The organism is Edaphosphingomonas haloaromaticamans (genome assembly GCF_001853345.1).
In the GTDB taxonomy this organism is placed as follows: domain Bacteria; phylum Pseudomonadota; class Alphaproteobacteria; order Sphingomonadales; family Sphingomonadaceae; genus Sphingomonas_E; species Sphingomonas_E fennica.
The window spans coordinates 59,862-75,063 of the sequence record NZ_MIPT01000003.1; the positions used below are offsets into that span (position 1 = coordinate 59,862).

At 60.3% G+C, this 15,202-nt stretch carries 19 protein-coding genes; all 19 read left to right on the forward strand.

What is annotated here, in order from left to right; genetic code table 11:
- Positions 1 to 3 precede the first annotated feature (3 nt).
- The 19 genes from BHE75_RS23775 to BHE75_RS22630 all read left to right on the forward strand — a co-directional run bounded on the left by BHE75_RS23775 (position 4) and on the right by BHE75_RS22630 (position 15,201).
- The gene (locus BHE75_RS23775) at positions 4 to 327 is read left to right on the forward strand and encodes a hypothetical protein (protein WP_004213198.1); all 324 of its coding nucleotides are present in this window, start codon (positions 4 to 6) and stop codon (positions 325 to 327) included.
- Between the two features lie 14 nt (positions 328 to 341).
- Positions 342 to 1,007 (forward strand): lytic transglycosylase domain-containing protein, encoded by a 666-nt coding sequence (locus tag BHE75_RS22550; RefSeq protein ID WP_056379784.1) that lies wholly within the window; start codon positions 342 to 344, stop codon positions 1,005 to 1,007.
- A gap of 21 nt (positions 1,008 to 1,028) precedes the next feature.
- The gene (locus BHE75_RS22555; RefSeq protein ID WP_056379783.1) at positions 1,029 to 1,370 is read left to right on the forward strand and encodes a TrbC/VirB2 family protein; all 342 of its coding nucleotides are present in this window, start codon (positions 1,029 to 1,031) and stop codon (positions 1,368 to 1,370) included.
- Between the two features lie 6 nt (positions 1,371 to 1,376).
- Complete coding sequence (locus tag BHE75_RS22560; RefSeq protein WP_006949650.1) at positions 1,377 to 1,721, forward strand: type IV secretion system protein VirB3; 345 nt, start codon at positions 1,377 to 1,379, stop codon at positions 1,719 to 1,721.
- Positions 1,708 to 4,092, forward strand: coding sequence for a VirB4 family type IV secretion/conjugal transfer ATPase (locus BHE75_RS22565; RefSeq protein WP_006949654.1), 2,385 nt, complete (start codon positions 1,708 to 1,710; stop codon positions 4,090 to 4,092). The genes BHE75_RS22560 and BHE75_RS22565 overlap by 14 nt, the downstream gene beginning before the upstream one ends.
- Positions 4,093 to 4,105: 13 nt before the next feature.
- On the forward strand, positions 4,106 to 4,819 hold the full coding sequence (locus BHE75_RS22570) for a type IV secretion system protein (RefSeq protein ID WP_021223006.1): 714 nt from the start codon (positions 4,106 to 4,108) through the stop codon (positions 4,817 to 4,819).
- A gap of 2 nt (positions 4,820 to 4,821) precedes the next feature.
- Complete coding sequence (locus BHE75_RS22575; protein ID WP_056379782.1) at positions 4,822 to 5,127, forward strand: hypothetical protein; 306 nt, start codon at positions 4,822 to 4,824, stop codon at positions 5,125 to 5,127.
- A gap of 40 nt (positions 5,128 to 5,167) precedes the next feature.
- Positions 5,168 to 6,184 carry a type IV secretion system protein gene (locus BHE75_RS22580; protein WP_056379780.1) on the forward strand — a complete coding sequence of 339 codons (1,017 nt, stop codon included), beginning with the start codon at positions 5,168 to 5,170 and terminating at the stop codon, positions 6,182 to 6,184.
- Between the two features lie 10 nt (positions 6,185 to 6,194).
- Complete coding sequence (locus BHE75_RS23780) at positions 6,195 to 6,515, forward strand: hypothetical protein (RefSeq protein ID WP_056379789.1); 321 nt, start codon at positions 6,195 to 6,197, stop codon at positions 6,513 to 6,515.
- A gap of 9 nt (positions 6,516 to 6,524) precedes the next feature.
- Positions 6,525 to 7,208, forward strand: coding sequence for a virB8 family protein (locus BHE75_RS22585; protein WP_004213217.1), 684 nt, complete (start codon positions 6,525 to 6,527; stop codon positions 7,206 to 7,208).
- Positions 7,205 to 8,047 carry a TrbG/VirB9 family P-type conjugative transfer protein gene (locus BHE75_RS22590; protein ID WP_021223056.1) on the forward strand — a complete coding sequence of 281 codons (843 nt, stop codon included), beginning with the start codon at positions 7,205 to 7,207 and terminating at the stop codon, positions 8,045 to 8,047. Before BHE75_RS22585 ends, BHE75_RS22590 begins: the two co-directional genes overlap by 4 nt.
- A 1-nt stretch (position 8,048) precedes the next feature.
- The gene (gene virB10 / locus BHE75_RS22595; RefSeq protein WP_056379778.1) at positions 8,049 to 9,317 is read left to right on the forward strand and encodes a type IV secretion system protein VirB10; all 1,269 of its coding nucleotides are present in this window, start codon (positions 8,049 to 8,051) and stop codon (positions 9,315 to 9,317) included.
- Positions 9,314 to 10,306, forward strand: a complete 993-nt coding sequence (virB11, locus tag BHE75_RS22600) for a P-type DNA transfer ATPase VirB11 (RefSeq protein WP_056379775.1) — start codon at positions 9,314 to 9,316, stop codon at positions 10,304 to 10,306. The genes virB10 and virB11 overlap by 4 nt, the downstream gene beginning before the upstream one ends.
- The gene (locus BHE75_RS22605; RefSeq protein ID WP_056379774.1) at positions 10,284 to 12,185 is read left to right on the forward strand and encodes a type IV secretory system conjugative DNA transfer family protein; all 1,902 of its coding nucleotides are present in this window, start codon (positions 10,284 to 10,286) and stop codon (positions 12,183 to 12,185) included. The genes virB11 and BHE75_RS22605 overlap by 23 nt, the downstream gene beginning before the upstream one ends.
- Positions 12,175 to 13,383 (forward strand): LPD7 domain-containing protein, encoded by a 1,209-nt coding sequence (locus BHE75_RS22610; RefSeq protein WP_159832024.1) that lies wholly within the window; start codon positions 12,175 to 12,177, stop codon positions 13,381 to 13,383. Before BHE75_RS22605 ends, BHE75_RS22610 begins: the two co-directional genes overlap by 11 nt.
- Before the next feature lie 38 nt (positions 13,384 to 13,421).
- A complete protein-coding gene (locus BHE75_RS22615; RefSeq protein WP_056379772.1) occupies positions 13,422 to 13,871 on the forward strand; it encodes a hypothetical protein in 450 nt (149 codons plus the stop codon).
- A gap of 59 nt (positions 13,872 to 13,930) precedes the next feature.
- Positions 13,931 to 14,161, forward strand: coding sequence for a hypothetical protein (locus tag BHE75_RS22620; protein WP_056379769.1), 231 nt, complete (start codon positions 13,931 to 13,933; stop codon positions 14,159 to 14,161).
- Positions 14,162 to 14,255: 94 nt separating this feature from the next.
- Complete coding sequence (locus BHE75_RS22625; protein ID WP_070936432.1) at positions 14,256 to 14,618, forward strand: helix-turn-helix domain-containing protein; 363 nt, start codon at positions 14,256 to 14,258, stop codon at positions 14,616 to 14,618.
- Positions 14,554 to 15,201: an IS630 family transposase gene (locus BHE75_RS22630; protein ID WP_056379675.1), complete on the forward strand. Its 648-nt coding sequence runs from the start codon at positions 14,554 to 14,556 to the stop codon at positions 15,199 to 15,201. Before BHE75_RS22625 ends, BHE75_RS22630 begins: the two co-directional genes overlap by 65 nt.
- The last annotated feature ends 1 nt before the right edge of the window (position 15,202 follow it).

The window sequence follows — 15,202 nt, forward strand, 5'->3', positions numbered from 1 at the left end:
GCGATGAAAGCTTTTAATTTCGCGCTCGCGACTGCCCTGGTGGGGGCTGCGGTGCAATCGACCCCCGCTGTAGCGTCGGACAATACCTGGGCATGTGAGGTTGTGCTGTGCATCTCCAACCCGGGTGGTCCGACGCAATATCCAGCCTGTGTTCCACCGATCACGAAACTGTGGCGCGTGCTGGCTCTCGGCGGCAGCTTCCCGACATGCACGGGCGGGGGCATCGCGAAGACCAAATACAAGAAGCCGGATGATGGGAGGCCTGGGCGCTTGACGGTCACTTGGACTGACGGGCGGCAACAGACCTACTATCAGCCGCGCAACTGACCGGGAGCGGGAGCGTGTTCCTCGAAACCGGAGCCGTTCTTGCGCTGGCGGCGCAATGCGCCCCAGCGGTATCACCGCATACGATCGCCGCGATCGTCGATGCGGAATCTTCGAACTATGTTTTTGCGATCAACGTCAACGGCGTGGCCACTCAGCCGCGCCGTCCGCGTAATGAGGCTGAGGCCATCGCAACCGCACGTTCCTATGTCGCGCGCGGCTACAGCGTGGATCTCGGCCTCGGCCAAATAAATTCACGCAACATGGGTTGGCTCGGCCTGACGTGGGACACTGTTTTCAAGCAGTGCGCCAATGTCGAAGCGGCAGGCCGTGTGCTCCTGTCCAATTTCCGTTCGGCCAAGACGGGTCGCACCCCGCAAGAGGCCCTTCGGGTCGCACTCAGCATGTATAACACAGGCTCTCAATCGAGAGGTTTCCGCAACGGCTATGTCGCCCGCGTGGAGAATGCAGGCCGGCGCGTTAGCGGTCGGCCTGCGACCGCAATCCCGACTGTCATCGTGGGCGATCAGCCCGCCAGCGCCGCCATGAGCGACACTGGCGCCGGTCGTGTGCCGGTGGAGCTGGCGGAAATCGCAGCGGAGAACATGGAGGCGGCTCCACCGCCTGCACCGCCTGCGTGGGATGTTTTCGGCCGCGCCCAACACGCGCGGATTGGTTCGTAAGGCGAAGATAGGAGTTGTCGAATGTTTCGTATCTGGAAGATCAAAGCTGAATCCCGGCTCGATGCGTTGCTCGCGCGTTTCAAGCCCTCGCCGCTCATGGCGCGCGCGCTGCCCCTGTCGCTGCTGGCAAGCCTGCTCGTAGCGGAGCCGGCTTTTGCGCAGGCAAACTTTGAAGGCCTGGCCGACAACATTCTCGGCCTGCTGAGCAACGGTTTGCTCCGCACGCTGGCGATCATTGCGATCATCGTCGTCGGCCTTTTGTGGTTCCTCGGCCGCGCTTCGGTGCAGATGCTCGTCACGGTCGTAGTTGGCGTGGTGATCGTGTTCTCCGCGCCGTGGATCGTCGACACGATTACGGGGTGATCGGGGATGGACGGTCAGGAAGAAATGACAAAAGACCCGCTGTTCTTGGCCGTCACCCGCCCCGCTTTGTGGGCGGGTGTTCCCATTGAAGCGGGCGCGCTCATCATCATGGCGGGCGCAATCACGTTGGTTGGTTCGGGCAATCCTCTCTACGGCGGCGCAGCCGCCGTCGCGCTTTATGCGATGGCGCGGCTTATCGTTCGGCATGACGTGAACGCATTCCGGCTGATCTTCCTGTGGGGCCGGACCAAAGCGGCGAACCGGAACCGCGTCTTTTGGGGTGGGTCGAGCTACACGCCGCTGCCGCTCTACGGAATCAAGCGAAAGGGATTTGGTCGTGGTGTTCGGTAAGAGCGCGCTCGCGGAGAAGGTGCCTTTTGACAAGGCCAAGCGGGAGGAAATGCCCGAGAAATTCTTGCCGTATTCGCGGCATGTCAATGAGCATGTGGTCGCCCTCGATAATGGCGATCTGATGCTCATGCTCGAACTGGATGGGCGGCCCTTCGAGACTTCGGACGTGCGCGATCTGAACGATTGGCACACGCGCCTCAACGGGGTCTGGCGCAATATCCATGACGAGCGGCTTTCGATCTGGACGCACATGCTGCGGATGCGCGTGCGCGACTATCCAGGCGGCACGTTCCGCTCCCATTTCGCCGCTAAGCTCGATCAAAAATATTATGAGCGGATGACGGCCGAACGCATGTTCCGCAACCGCTTTTTCATGACGGTCGTGATCCGCCCAACGGCAAACGCGACCGACAAGCTGATGGATTTCCTGCGCAAGAAGCAGGAGGACAAGAACGCCAATATCGCGGAAGCCCTAGAGCTGCTGGAAGACAAGGTGCGCGATCTGGAAAAGCTGCTGCTGCGCGTTCGTCCGCGCCGTGTCGGCATCTATGAGCACCGCGGCCTCCTGTTCTCCGAACCGCTGGAAATATTGAACCAGGTGATGACAGGGCGCTATCGGCGCTGCCCTCTGGTCCGTGGCCGTCTCGGCTCGGCGCTCTATGCGAGCCGCGCGATCATCGGCGCTGAGACATTTGAGGTCCGCGACGCCGATCATTCGATGTTCGGCGGCATTTTCGGTATTCGCGAGTATCCGTCATCGACAACGCCGCGCCAGTTTGAATCGCTGCTGTCGGTCGATTTCAGCCTCGCCATAACGCAGTCGTTCACGTTCCTGTCGCGCACAGCGGCAACAGAACGGTTTCGGCTTCGCCAGACCCAAATGGCGAACGCCGGTGACAAGGCGATCAGTCAGATGGATGAGCTGATCGACGCGGCCGACGATTTGCAATCGAACCGCTTCGTGCTGGGGGACCATCATTTCACGCTGACGGTGTTCGCGGAGGATTTGAAAAAGCTGCGCGATAACATGTCGATCGCGCGCGCGGCCCTGGCCGATACGGGCATGGTCGCCGCCCGCGAAAGCGCGGCGCTGGAAGCTGCCTATTGGTCGCAGCTGGTCGGCAATTTCGCGTGGAGGGCGCGCCCCGCGCCGATCACGTCATATAATTTCTCGGCGTTCTCGCCCTTCCATACCTTCCCGGCAGGGCACGAGGACGGCAATCATTGGGGGCCTGCGGTCGCCTTGCTCAAGACAAGCGCTCGCAGCCCCTATTACTTCAATTTCCATTCGGCGGACCTGGGCCATTCGATGGTCATTGGTCCATCGGGCGGCGGCAAGACGGTGCTGGTCAACTTCCTGATGGCGCAGCTCGAAAAGTTCAACGCGCGCCATATCTTCATCGACAAGGATCAGGGCGCGGAAATTTTTGTTCGAGCCAGCGGCGGCACCTATCTCGCGCTGCGCAACGGGGAGCCTACGGGCTTCGCTCCGCTCAAGGCGCTCGACAATACGGCTTCCCATCGCGCGTTCCTCGGTCGCTTCATCCGCCAGCTGGTGAAGCAAGAGGGTGCGCCGATCACGGTGCAGGAATCGCACCTGATCGACGATGGCATTGAAGCCGTGATGAAGCTGCCACGCGAGCAACGCTCGCTGTCGGCGCTGCGGACCATGCTCGGCATGTCGGATTCGGGCGGCGTCGGCGCGCGCCTGGTCAAGTGGACCTCCGAGGGGAACCTTGGCTGGGTTTTCGATAATGAGGAAGATTCCATGTCGCTCGAAGCCCGTTTCGTGGGCTTCGATATGACCGACTTCCTCGAAAACGCGGAAATCCGCACGCCGGTCATGCTCTACCTGTTCGAGCGGATAGACGCGCTCCTGACAGGCGAGCGCATGGTTATTGCGATTGACGAATTTTGGAAGGCTCTGGCCGATCCGGCGTTCACGGCATTCGCGCAGGATGGCCTCAAGACATACCGCAAGCGCAATGCCTTCCTCGTCTTTGCAACACAGTCGCCTGCGGACGCGCTGCGGTCCACGATCAGCCATTCGATCTTGGAGCAGGTCGCGACGAAAATCTTCCTGCCCAATCCGTTCGGCCAGCGCCGAGATTACATCGAAGGCTTCTCGCTGTCGGAGGCGGAATTTAAGCTGGTGCGCGAAGAGCTGTCGCCGGAAAGCCGCAAATTCCTCGTGAAGCAGGGCCATGACTCCGTTGTGGTCGGCCTGGATCTCATTGGCATGGACGATGAACTGGCCGTGCTGTCGGGGCGCGCTGAGACAACGGGCGTGGCCCGCGAAGTGATTGCCGAACTGGGCAATGATCCGAAGCTCTGGTTGCCGGAATTTCACCGGCGCCGGCGCCCAAGCTGAAAGGAGTGAGACTATGAAGCAGCTTTTCTTGGCGGCTGTGTCGATCGGGAGCCTTGCGGCCGCGACGCCAGCCAGTGCGCAGGGTATCCCTGTGTTCGATAGCACGTCCGTGCTCAAGCATATCGAACAAATCCAGAAGACCATGCAGATGATTGAGCAGGGTCGCCAGCAGATTGCGGAAGCGCAGCAGCTCTACCAAGGGCTGAACCAGCTGACCGATGTTTCCTCGATCGCCAACCAGCTCAAGACGGATTCGCTTCGCACGCTCGGCGTCGATGTGAACTCCCTCGAACGCATGGCGCGCGGCGATTTCAGCGGCGGCGGCGGCTACGGCGGCCGTTCCGATGCGATCTATCAGGACATGCTCGAACGTCTCGGCGTGTCCGCGAATGGCGATCAAACCGATGTTCGCTATCAGTCGGCGCGCTCGATCGCGATGGACAAGGCCATGGCCGAAGGGATGGGCGAAGCGGCCACATCGCGCGGCGAAGGCTTGGAAGAGCTGCGCAGTCGCCTAGCGTCGGCGTCAACGGCCAAGGAAGTTGCTGACCTACAAGCGCGCATCCAGCTCGAAAGTGCGTCGATGATGAACGACCAGCTCCGCGTCGATGCCATGGAGCGGGCGCGTCGGGCTGAGCAAGCGGCCAAAACGGCGGAAGCACTGTCCAGCTATTCCCGCGATCGTGAAGAGCAACTGGCCCGCGCACGGGCAGCGGCGGGAATGTAAGAATGCGAAAGATGGCCTTAGTAGCATTGAGCGCAGCCGGCTTAATCGCCGGCTGCCAACGCGCGCCCGCTTTTCCCGAAATCCTCATGACCTACCACGACGTGGAATGGCTCAAAGCCAATGAAGATCAAATTCCGGTGATCGTATCGGAGTGCGACAAGATCATGAACAGCGAACTCAAACAATCCGATCTTCCCATTCCCGTCGCCAAGAATTGCAGAGGCATCAAGTCCGCCATCGCGTCCATCAAATATTCCCGTGACCGAGAAGATCAGATGGCTCGCGCTCGCAAAGCGGCGGGAATGTGACAGCTCGAAGCTCAATTAAATAATAACGCGGAGCGATCTGGTGGAATACGATCTATTCACAAATGCCTATCAGGGCTTCGTCAACGAACTCAACTCTTCTGTAGTTTCAAACTACGCTGGGTTTGTTGGCTGGATCGCTGGGCCGCTCCGCACGGGAATGGTGATTTATATCATACTGCTCGGCTACGCTATCATGCGCGGTGCTGTGCAATACCCGTTCCGCGAATACGTCTATCGCTCCCTCATGCTCGCTGCACTCTATTGGGCTGTGACAAGCCTTTACGGAGCATCAATTGCACAAATGATCGTGACGGGGCTGCCTAATGAGTTTGCCTCAATCATCGGAGGCTCGCCAAATGGCGTCGGTGGGTCGTTTGATACGATGTGGGCGCGCGTCGATGTTGCGCTGATAGGGATGCAGGATGCCACCAAGGAATATGCGGAGCAGAACGCCAGCATGTGGGATTTGCAGGGGGCAGCGACTGCGATCATCCTGTGCATCGGCGCAACCATAATCATCTTGCTAACCGCTGTAGCCGCGTTGTTCGCGCTCGCGGTTGGCTTTGTGATCGTGCTCTATGCGCTGTTCGCGCTGGCCTGTCTGGCGGTGGTTGGTCCGATATTCGTCGGTGCGCTGCTGTTCGATTCCACCAGAAGCTACTTCTTCTCGTGGCTCGGTAGCGTCCTGAACTTCTTGATGCTGTCTTTGTTCGCATTGTTGCTGGTGCTTGTCGTCGCCAACGTCGCAGAATCTGCAACAGCATCCTTCGACGGTCAGTTTGAGCACGTTTGGGACACATGCGTTCGCATCATCGCCTTCTACGTCCTCGCCTGCTTCTTCTTCCTACAAATCCCCGGAATTGCGGCCTCGTTGGGCGGTGGTGCTGCTGCGATGGTGTCGCAGTTCGGTAACGCCGTGATGAGCGGTGGCGGGGCAGTGGCAACGGGCGCAGGGCACGCGGCCAGCGATGCCCGCGCCATGGGGGCCAGCATGGGACGGGGCTTCTCGTCGGCGGTTCGCCGTTGGCGCAACCGAAACACAATCACCAGAGCTTGAGGGAATGAATATGCGCAAGTTGCTTGGACTCGGAATCTGCCTGGCGCTGGCGGCCTGCGCAGGCCAGCCCGTCAAAAAACCAGCCAAATGCGAGGGGCCGATGCGGCCCGCAAATCCGCATGGGCTTACCCTTCCCTCGATCCCGGATCAGGCCGCGCAGCGAACCGCCCCGGCGAATGTGGACGTGTTCAATCAGGGCACACCGGCAACTCCGGACGCCGCCCCGGCAGACCCTGCCACTCCGGGGAATGAACAGTCGGACGCATCGCGGGCGGTCGAAGTGCCGCGTCTAAGCGCCTCGCTGCGCGGCCCGATCTACTCGAATTGCTGAGGTGTTACGATGGCAGTTGGTATTCCAAAGGACGAGCTGAAAGCCTATTTTGAAGAGGCTGCAAGCTGGGAACGTGACAAGCTTGCGGCGGCCGAGCGCTCCAAAAAGCTGGCGTGGGTCGTCGCTGGCGTTGCTGGCGCCCTCGCGACTGCTGGCGTTGTGGCCGTTGCAGCGCTGACGCCTCTGAAAACGGTCGAGCCATATGTTATTACGGTGGACCGTAACACGGGCGAGGCGTCGATCGCCGCCAAGCTCCACGGTGACGCGACGATCACCTATGACGAGGCGGTCCGTAAGTATTTCCTCGCTACCTATGTCCGCTATCGCGAAGGCTGGATAGCGGCCGCTCGCGAAGAATATTTCGATGCGGTCATGGTCATGTCGGCGCGGCCCGAACAGGATCGGTGGTCACGCTTCTACAAGACCGACAATCCCCAAAGTCCGCAAAACATCCTTGCGAACCGCACTGATGTTTTTGTCGAAATCAAGCGGGTGTCGTTCCTGGGCGGCAACGTCGCGCAGGTCTATTTCACCAAGGAATCTGTGACCGGCTCGAACTCGACCAAAACCGATGCCGTCGCGACCATCAAATACAAGGTCGATGGCACGCCGAGCAAGGAAGTGGACCGCTTCAAAAATCCGCTTGGCTATCAGGTCGAGAGCTATCGCGCTGACGTGGAGGTGCCCCAATGACCGTGTTGAAGTGGAGCGCCCCGTTTGCGCTCGCGATCGCGCTGGCTGCGTCGCCGGCGATGGCCGAAGAAACGCCCCATGCGACGGTGCTCGATCACCGGGTTCGTGAAGCGAACTACAATGATCGGCAAGTCTATGAGATTCCGGGCGTGTTCCGCATCGCCACGGAAATCGTCTTCGCCAAGGATGAAGTAGTCGAGCATGTGGCGCTGGGTGATACCGTGTCCTGGGAAGTCGCACCGGCTGCCAATTCGCTCTTCATCAAACCACGCGAGCGAGCGGGTCGCACGAACCTGACAGTCATTACACGTTCGCGCTATGGCCCGCGCAGCTATCGGTTCGCTCTGTCGCCAACGCAGCGGGGCAGCGGCTTCTATACGGTCGTTTTCCGCTATCCTGAACAGGAAGCGGCCGAAGCGCAGGCGCAAGCCGCCATGGCCCAGCTGGCCCAGCTGAAAGCCTTGGAACGCGGCGCGGTGAAGTCCGCGCTCGATATTGGCGTGCTGGAAGGCACGCGCAACGCCGATTACATCATGCAAGGATCGACGGCCATCCAGCCCTCCGAAGTGTCTGATAACGGACAGTTCACGGTGATGCGCTTCCCCAACCAGCGTGAGTTGCCGGCGTTCTTCATCGTCAATCCTGATGGATCGGAAGCCATCGCCTCCTTCGATGTGCGCGATGAATATGTGGTGCTGCACGGGGTTTACAGGACAATCCGGCTGCGCCGGGGCCTCGAAGTGCTCTGCATCCATAATCAGAAGACTGACTATTACGGGCGCGATCCCAAAACTGACACGGCCTCGGGGCTGGTCGAGCGAACCACAGGGGTTGAGTAAGATGGCTGCGAACGATCATGACAATGCGCCGCATGGCGACAACATCATTTCGCAGGGCGAGACGGTCGAAAACCGGCCCCTCGCATCGGAGCCGGTGCCCGATCCGGAAGACATTGAGCGGCAAAGCGAGCGCCAGGCCAAGATTGCCGCCCTTCCGAACAGGTCGATCGACCCCAAAAAGGCGGTCGTCCTCGCTGCGATTGCCTGCGGCGCGATCGTGCTCGGTTTCAGCACAATCGACGCGATGCGGAGCGATCCGACCGAAAAAGCCGAGAAAGCCGAAAAGCCGGATGAAAGGCAGCTCGCCAACTACGATCCCAAGTCGATCATAGCGCCAACGCTTGCCGATGCGCCAAATGATCCGAACGCGCCGGTGCCCATGACGGAAGTGCCCGCCCTTGATGGAAGCCAAGCGCCCCGCACAGCCGGGGCAAGCGGCCGCCCCCAAAAGTCTGAGGGGCAAGTCATCGCAGAGGCCCAACGCCGCGCCGGGATCATGGCTTATGGTGGCGAAAACAGCGGCGGCGTCGGTGGAGCGGTGGCAGCTGCCACCGGCCTGCCCATGGGCGGCGGCGCAGGAGCACAGGGCGCGCAGTTGATTGGTGCGTCGGCCGATGGCGATGGGCAAGGTGGATCGCGACGGACCAATCTGGAAAACATGCGCCAGACCTCGCAAATTGATCGGGTCTCGGGCCGCGACATTGGCAACCGCGATATGCTGATCCTCGCGGGTTCGTTCATTCCGTGCGTGCTGCAAACCGCGATGGATTCCAGTCAGCCCGGATATGTCAGCTGCATCATTCCCCGCGACATTTATTCGGACAACGGCCGCGTCGTTCTGCTGGAAAAGGGAACGCGCGTCCTGGGCGAATATCAAACCGGCGTCCAGCGCGGGAAATATCGTCTCTTTGCGGTATGGAACCGCGCCGTCACGCCTCGCGGCGTGGCGATCGACGTGGGTTCGCCCGCCAGCGATGCGCTTGGCCGTTCGGGCATGGCAGGCGGCGTGAAGAACTTCTTTTGGGAACGCTTCGGGGCGGCGCTGTTGTTCAGCTCGCTTAACGATGCCGCTTCGATCGCCGCCTCGGAAGTTTCCGACGCGGATAACGTCACGCGGGTTCCCAGCCAAGCGTCAGACACGATCTTGCGGGATACGATGCAGATTCAACCGGTGCTTCGTATCAATCAGGGCGCGGAAGTGGGGATCATGGTCGCGCGCGACTTCGATTTCTCCAACATCTACGGCCTGCGGCTTCGGCGCGGCCAATGAGCAATACGGCTGTCCTCGAAAACGCCTTGCTGCCGCTGCGCCCTCTGCTCGCGCGTGAGGACGTAACGGAGCTGGTGATTAACAACGCTGGCGAGGCTGCGATTGAAACGCGCGATGGGTGGTCCTGGGAGACATTGCCCGACCTCAATGAAAAGTCGCTGCTCGCGCTCGCGCGGGCAGCGGCGGCTTTCACGCATCAGGACATAAGCCAGTCCACGCCGATCTGCTCCACAATCCTCCCCAGCGGCGAGCGTGTGCAGCTGGTAGTGCCGCCTGCTGTCCCTGCCGGCACAGTCTCCATCACCATCCGCAAGCCATCATCGGTGACGTTGACGATGGAGGATTTCGAGCGCGGTGGGCTGTTTAGCGAGACAAAGATCGCAACCCGGCAAGTCTCGCCGCTCGATGTTGAATTGCGCGATCTGCTCGACGCAGGAAAGCACGTCGAATTTTTCCAAAAGGCAGTCCAGGGCCGCAAGAATATCCTGATTTCTGGCGCTACCGGCTCGGGAAAGACGACGCTCTCTAAGGGGCTGATCCAGCTCATTCCGCCGCATGAGCGTCTGCTGACGATCGAAGACACGCGCGAACTGGTGGTCCCGCATCGTAACGTGGTCCACATGCTCTATGCGAAGGACAAGCAGGGCACCGCGAAAATCTCTGCAAAGGATCTTCTGGAATCGGCCCTGCGTATGCGGCCTGACCGGATATTGTTGCAGGAGCTGCGCGACGGCACCGCGTTCTTCTATCTCCGCAACGTCAACTCGGGCCATCCTGGCTCGATCACGACGATCCATGCGGACTCGGCCGAACTCGCGTTCGAACAGCTGACATTGCTGGTCAAGGAAAGCGAGGGCGGCGCCGATCTGGCCCGTGACGACATTCGCAGCCTGCTCAAGCTGCTGGTTGATGTGGTCGTGCAGACCAAGAAGGTCGAAGGCCGCTTTCGCGTGACGGAGATATATTTTGATCCAGAAAACAGGCTCTAACAGGCTCGCACTGGCCCTCGTCCTCCTTCCGATCACACTCCTGCTGATCGGCCTGCTGACCGGCACGGTGGCGTGGTTCTTTCTCAAGATGCCCGCCGCGGCTTATGATCCGCTCAAGCTCCCCGGCTTCTTCTGGTATTACCGCCATGATCCTGTCGTGACCGAAGCGCTCTGGCGAGGGGCGGTCATTGGCGTGCCGCTGCCGGTGTTGCTTATGGCGATCGTCCTGCGGCCGAAAAAGAACCTTCACGGTGAAGCCCGCTTCGCGCGCGAAGGTGAAATCCGCAAGGCGGGCCTTCGCGCGAAAAAGGGCATTGTGCTCGGCCGCGTCCGCAACCGCTTCCTCATGGTGGGCAAGATGGAGCATGTATTGCTCGAAGCGCCTACCGGATCGGGCAAGGGCGTCGGCATCGTCATCCCCAATCTGTTGCAATGGCCGGATTCGGTTGTCGTGCTCGATATTAAGCGCGAGAACTATGAAATCACGGCGGGTTTCCGCCGCAAGGGCGGCCAAAAGGTTGTGCTGTTCAACCCTACGGACAGAGAAGGCCGCACGGCCCGCTACAACCCGCTTAGCTACATCAACAGGGCCGATCCAATTGAGGTCCTGGTCGAATTGCAGAAGATCGCGACGATGCTCTTCGTGCCCCCGGAGAAGGGCGAGGCATTCTGGACGGAATCAGCCCGCACGGCCTTTGTCGGCATTGCATCGTGGATCGCGGCCAAGCCTGAACGTCCCTTCTCGTTTGGCGAGATATACCGGACCATCACGATGCCGGGGATGAAGGCATTCTTCGCCAAGGAAGCTGGCGATAGCGCGCTATCGGAAGGGTGCCGCGCCGCGTTGAGCGATTTTACGTCCAGCGCGGACAACACATTCACCGGCATTATCCAGACCGTCACCTCGAAGCTCAATCTCTGGATCAATCCCATTGTCGATCGCGCGACGGCCGAAAGCGACTTTTCCCTGACGGACCTGCGCCGCATCCCGACCTCGATCTATCTCGGCGTCTCGCCGGATGAACTCGATAGGGTCGCGCCGCTCTACAATTTGTTTTTTCAGCAGCTGATCGACCTCAACACCCGGCAACTGCCCGACGATAGCGAAAAGCTGTCCGTGCTGCTCATTCTGGACGAATTTGCGCGGCTCGGCCGCGCCCAGGTCATTGCAAATGCGTTCTCCTATGTGCGCGGCTATGGGCTTCGTCTGCTCCCGGTCATCCAGTCCCGGTCCCAACTGCGGAATGTCTATGGTGAGCATGGCGCGGACGAAATCGTATCGAACTGCGGTGTCGAAATTGCCTTCACGCCGAAGGAGCTGCGGGTCGCAAAGGAACTGTCGGAACGCCTCGGCTTTCTCGGTCAGGATGCGGAAAGCCGGTCCCTGACGATACATGGATTGCTCGCCAATCGAAGCAAGACGATCTCGGAACAGCGCCGCGCGTTGATGCTCCCGCAAGAGCTGATGCAGCTGCCCGAAGACGATATTCTCGTCATCCGTGGCGGTATCCCCGTCATTCGCGGGAAGAAAATCCGCTATTTCAAGGATTCGGTTTTCCGCTCGCGCCTGACGACTGCCCCGGCAGTGCCGGCGCTGCCCAAGCCGGTCGTGCCGATCGCGCCCGTCGATGATCTGAGCGATGAAGAGCTGGCGGCTTTCAACGATTATTCCGCACTGGCCGATGACCAGGTGCAGGACATTCCCGAAGACGTTCTCGCCCTCGATCGCGACATGCCGAACCTCACGGTGAAGGACGGCAGCATGGCTTTCGATGAAATCGACTTCGACGACATTATTGGTCCCGATCCGACGAAAGAGGAATGGGAAGGTCAGCGCCGGGATCTAGTTCTAAGTGAAGGAGAAGAATATGGCCGATAATGGTGAACAGGCGCCCGCAAAATCAGCTGATGCACCGGCCAAGGCGTCGGATAAAGCCGACGCGCGCCTTTTTACGGTCAGCGACACGCGAGGCGCTAAGGTATTCCAGACCTTCCCCGAAGCCATTCAGGCGTTCGCAAAATCAAATATCCACGGCGATGTGGCACTTGATATGAAAGTCGGTGACAAGCGCGTGCAGCTGGCTTGGACGTCCTGGGAGAATGATGGGTCCAACGCCGTGCCGGGCTACTACAGCCCCTCCGTCAAATCCTACCTCCAGTCGGCGGACAAGGCCACGCCCGATCAGCTGCGCGAAAAGCTGGCGGCCGCACAGAAAGATATTGATAACTGGCCGAAGAAGCCCAAGCGTGAAGCGGCGCCCTCCCCCTCGGCCGACAAGACGCTCAACATTCATGAGGGCGCTCGCGCAAAATCCGGCCCGGAAGAAATGGCCGCACCTTCGCGCGCCGATCAGGCGGCAACGTCGAAACCCCAAGCCAAACAGGTTGACGATAAAGCCTTGGCGCTACCGGCCCAGCTCGAACGAAAATATCTGCGCGTAGGCGACGATCTGTTTCGAAGCGGTCGCGATGAAAAGCCCGATATGTCGATCAAGGGACAAGATGGCATCCGCATCAACAAGGACCATGCGATTGGCGATGCGGTCGCCATTGCGAAGCATAATGGCTGGCAGTCGATCCGTGTTCATGGCAGCGATGATTTCAAGAAGGCGGTCTATCTGGAAGCTGCCCGCGCCGGTGTCGCCGTCAAAGACTTCGAGCCTTCTCCCCAGCTGAAACTTGAGGGAGAGAGATTGGCGGCGCGTGACAAGGCGCGCGAAGCTCAAGACCCTACGAAAAGAGCGAGCATGGCAAAGCAAGACCCTACCGAGTCTCGCGCGGCGGCCGAACAATTCCGCCGTAACTCCCACCGCGAGAATGCGACCGATCCGCAATTCAAGGCCGCGCAATCGCACGTCCTGGCGGCCTCAATCGAAGCTAAGACGCGCTTTCCCAAAAAGGAGGATCAGGCGCGCTACGTCGAGAACGCGAAGGAAACGGTGGCCAAGCGGATTGAGAACGGCGGACCGATCCCTGCGGCACGTTTCGAGCAACAGCGCCAGAATGAGGCTACCCGCATAGCCCGCGAGGATTTGACGCTTCGCCAGCAGGAAAGAAAGCCGTCCCGCTCGCGCTAGATGCATGGCTCGTGCCTTTTGGAAATGGGAGCCGCACGATGAACATTCCCCGGCCTGATCCAGTGGCGTCGAGAGACGTGTCAGATCTCGATCGTCACATTGAAACCTTGCTTCGCGTGATTCATTCCAGAAACCTCGCTTGGTCTGATCTAAGCGAAGTGGGTAAACAGATGGACCGCCCTCTGACGGACGTTGAGCAATTGCTTACAAATGTGGGCGACGACGCCCATGAAATCACCCTTGCTACCGAGACGATCATAACAGCCCTCAAGCTGCAACGTGATGCGCTCGCGATCCAAAGCTCTCGCCGTAGAACACGCTTCGGCTCGATGCTCCTGCTCATGATCCCCGTGTTCTTCGTAGGTTTGATGATTGGGACATCTTACGGGATAGATGAAGGTCGGGCGCGGGAGCGTGAAGCCTTAAAGTATCCGGTGCTACCCCAGCTGTCCGTAGATCGTGACAGGCTCAAAACTGACGGAAGGTAGAGCGGTGGCAGCTGCCACCGCTCGCGATCTCTTGATGGGCTATGGCCTCATGAGGCACGATGAAGAAATCTGACAGGGCAAAGAAACATACCGCCAAGGTAATCGAGGCGGCTGCACGCGCCCATGAAGCTCTCGATTATTTCAACGGCAACGTCACAAATCCGTTCGATGAGCTAACATGGCCCAGCATTGCCGAAGGATATCTTCTAGTCGCGCAGAAGGCGGTATCAGACGCCTTGATCGCCTTGGAACGTGCAAACAGCGTTGGTTGGACCAAGCACGGCAAGTAGCTAGAGTCGGATGCGACCAAGTTGAATCGGCGAGGATTCCCATCGGGCTGATTTTCTGATTCAGAGTGCTGGCTGGGACGGAGGCCGGCATGGGATGGGCAAGCCTTATTCAGATGATCTGCGCGACCGTGTCGTTGCGGCGATGGCGGCGGGGAGGAGCTGCCGTGACGTTGGGGCGGCGTTCGCCATCGCGCCGAGCACGGCGGGCAACTGGTATCGACGCTATCAGCGAACGACGAGCCATGCGGCGCGGCCGATGGGTGGCGACCGGCGCTCGAAGCTGACGGAGCAAGCGGGATGGATCGCCGATCGGCTGGCGCAGGCGTCCGAGCTGACGCTGGGCGAGGTGCGGGACGATCTTGCCAGGCGCGGCGTCGCGGTCAGTTACGCGAGTGTCTGGCGGATGGTCAGGCGGCTCGGGCTGCGGCACAAAAAAAAGGACCATCTTCGCGACTGAGCAGGACCGGCCCGATGTCGTCATCGCCCGCGACATCTGGCGCGCGGCGCAGGCCGGGCTGGACTTCGCTTCGCTGGTGTTCGTCGACGAGACCGGGACCACGACCAGCATGACCCGGCTGCGCGGCTGGGGTCGCAAGGGCAAGCCGCTCTACGGCCAGGCGCCGCATGGCCACTGGATGACGTCCACCTTCGTCGCCGGGCTCCAGCACGATGGCATCCTCGCGCCGATGCTGATCGACAGACCGATGAACGGCAGCATCTTCCGGCAATGGCTCGTCGAACACCTGATCCCCGAGATGCGGCCGGGCAGCATTGTCGTCTGCGACAACCTGCCGGCGCACAAGGTGGCCGGGATCCGCCAATGCCTCGAGGACGCCGGGATGGGACTGCTCTACCTCCCGCCCTACAGCCCCGACTTCAACCCGATCGAACAGGCCTTCGCCAAGCTCAAAGCCTTGCTACGCCGCGCCGCACCCCGATCGTTCGAAGCCATCTGCGACGCCCTCAAGCTCATCCTCAACCGCTTCAGGCCAGCCGAATGCGCGAACTACCTCCGACACTCGGGCTATGTGCAAACCTGAG

Excerpts from the sequence above, each read along its gene's own strand:
- BHE75_RS23775 (WP_004213198.1), top strand. The coding sequence starts at position 4 with ATGAAAGCTTTTAATTTCGCGCTCGCGACTGCCCTGGTGGGGGCTGCG.
- BHE75_RS22555 (WP_056379783.1), top strand. The coding sequence starts at position 1,029 with ATGTTTCGTATCTGGAAGATCAAAGCTGAATCCCGGCTCGATGCGTTG.
- BHE75_RS22560 (WP_006949650.1), top strand. The coding sequence starts at position 1,377 with ATGGACGGTCAGGAAGAAATGACAAAAGACCCGCTGTTCTTGGCCGTC.
- BHE75_RS22570 (WP_021223006.1), top strand. The coding sequence starts at position 4,106 with ATGAAGCAGCTTTTCTTGGCGGCTGTGTCGATCGGGAGCCTTGCGGCC.
- BHE75_RS22575 (WP_056379782.1), top strand. The coding sequence starts at position 4,822 with ATGCGAAAGATGGCCTTAGTAGCATTGAGCGCAGCCGGCTTAATCGCC.
- BHE75_RS23780 (WP_056379789.1), top strand. The coding sequence starts at position 6,195 with ATGCGCAAGTTGCTTGGACTCGGAATCTGCCTGGCGCTGGCGGCCTGC.
- BHE75_RS22585 (WP_004213217.1), top strand. The coding sequence starts at position 6,525 with ATGGCAGTTGGTATTCCAAAGGACGAGCTGAAAGCCTATTTTGAAGAG.
- BHE75_RS22590 (WP_021223056.1), top strand. The coding sequence starts at position 7,205 with ATGACCGTGTTGAAGTGGAGCGCCCCGTTTGCGCTCGCGATCGCGCTG.
- virB10 (WP_056379778.1), top strand. The coding sequence starts at position 8,049 with ATGGCTGCGAACGATCATGACAATGCGCCGCATGGCGACAACATCATT.
- virB11 (WP_056379775.1), top strand. The coding sequence starts at position 9,314 with ATGAGCAATACGGCTGTCCTCGAAAACGCCTTGCTGCCGCTGCGCCCT.
- BHE75_RS22610 (WP_159832024.1), top strand. The coding sequence starts at position 12,175 with ATGGCCGATAATGGTGAACAGGCGCCCGCAAAATCAGCTGATGCACCG.
- BHE75_RS22615 (WP_056379772.1), top strand. The coding sequence starts at position 13,422 with ATGAACATTCCCCGGCCTGATCCAGTGGCGTCGAGAGACGTGTCAGAT.
- BHE75_RS22620 (WP_056379769.1), top strand. The coding sequence starts at position 13,931 with ATGAAGAAATCTGACAGGGCAAAGAAACATACCGCCAAGGTAATCGAG.
- BHE75_RS22625 (WP_070936432.1), top strand. The coding sequence starts at position 14,256 with ATGGGCAAGCCTTATTCAGATGATCTGCGCGACCGTGTCGTTGCGGCG.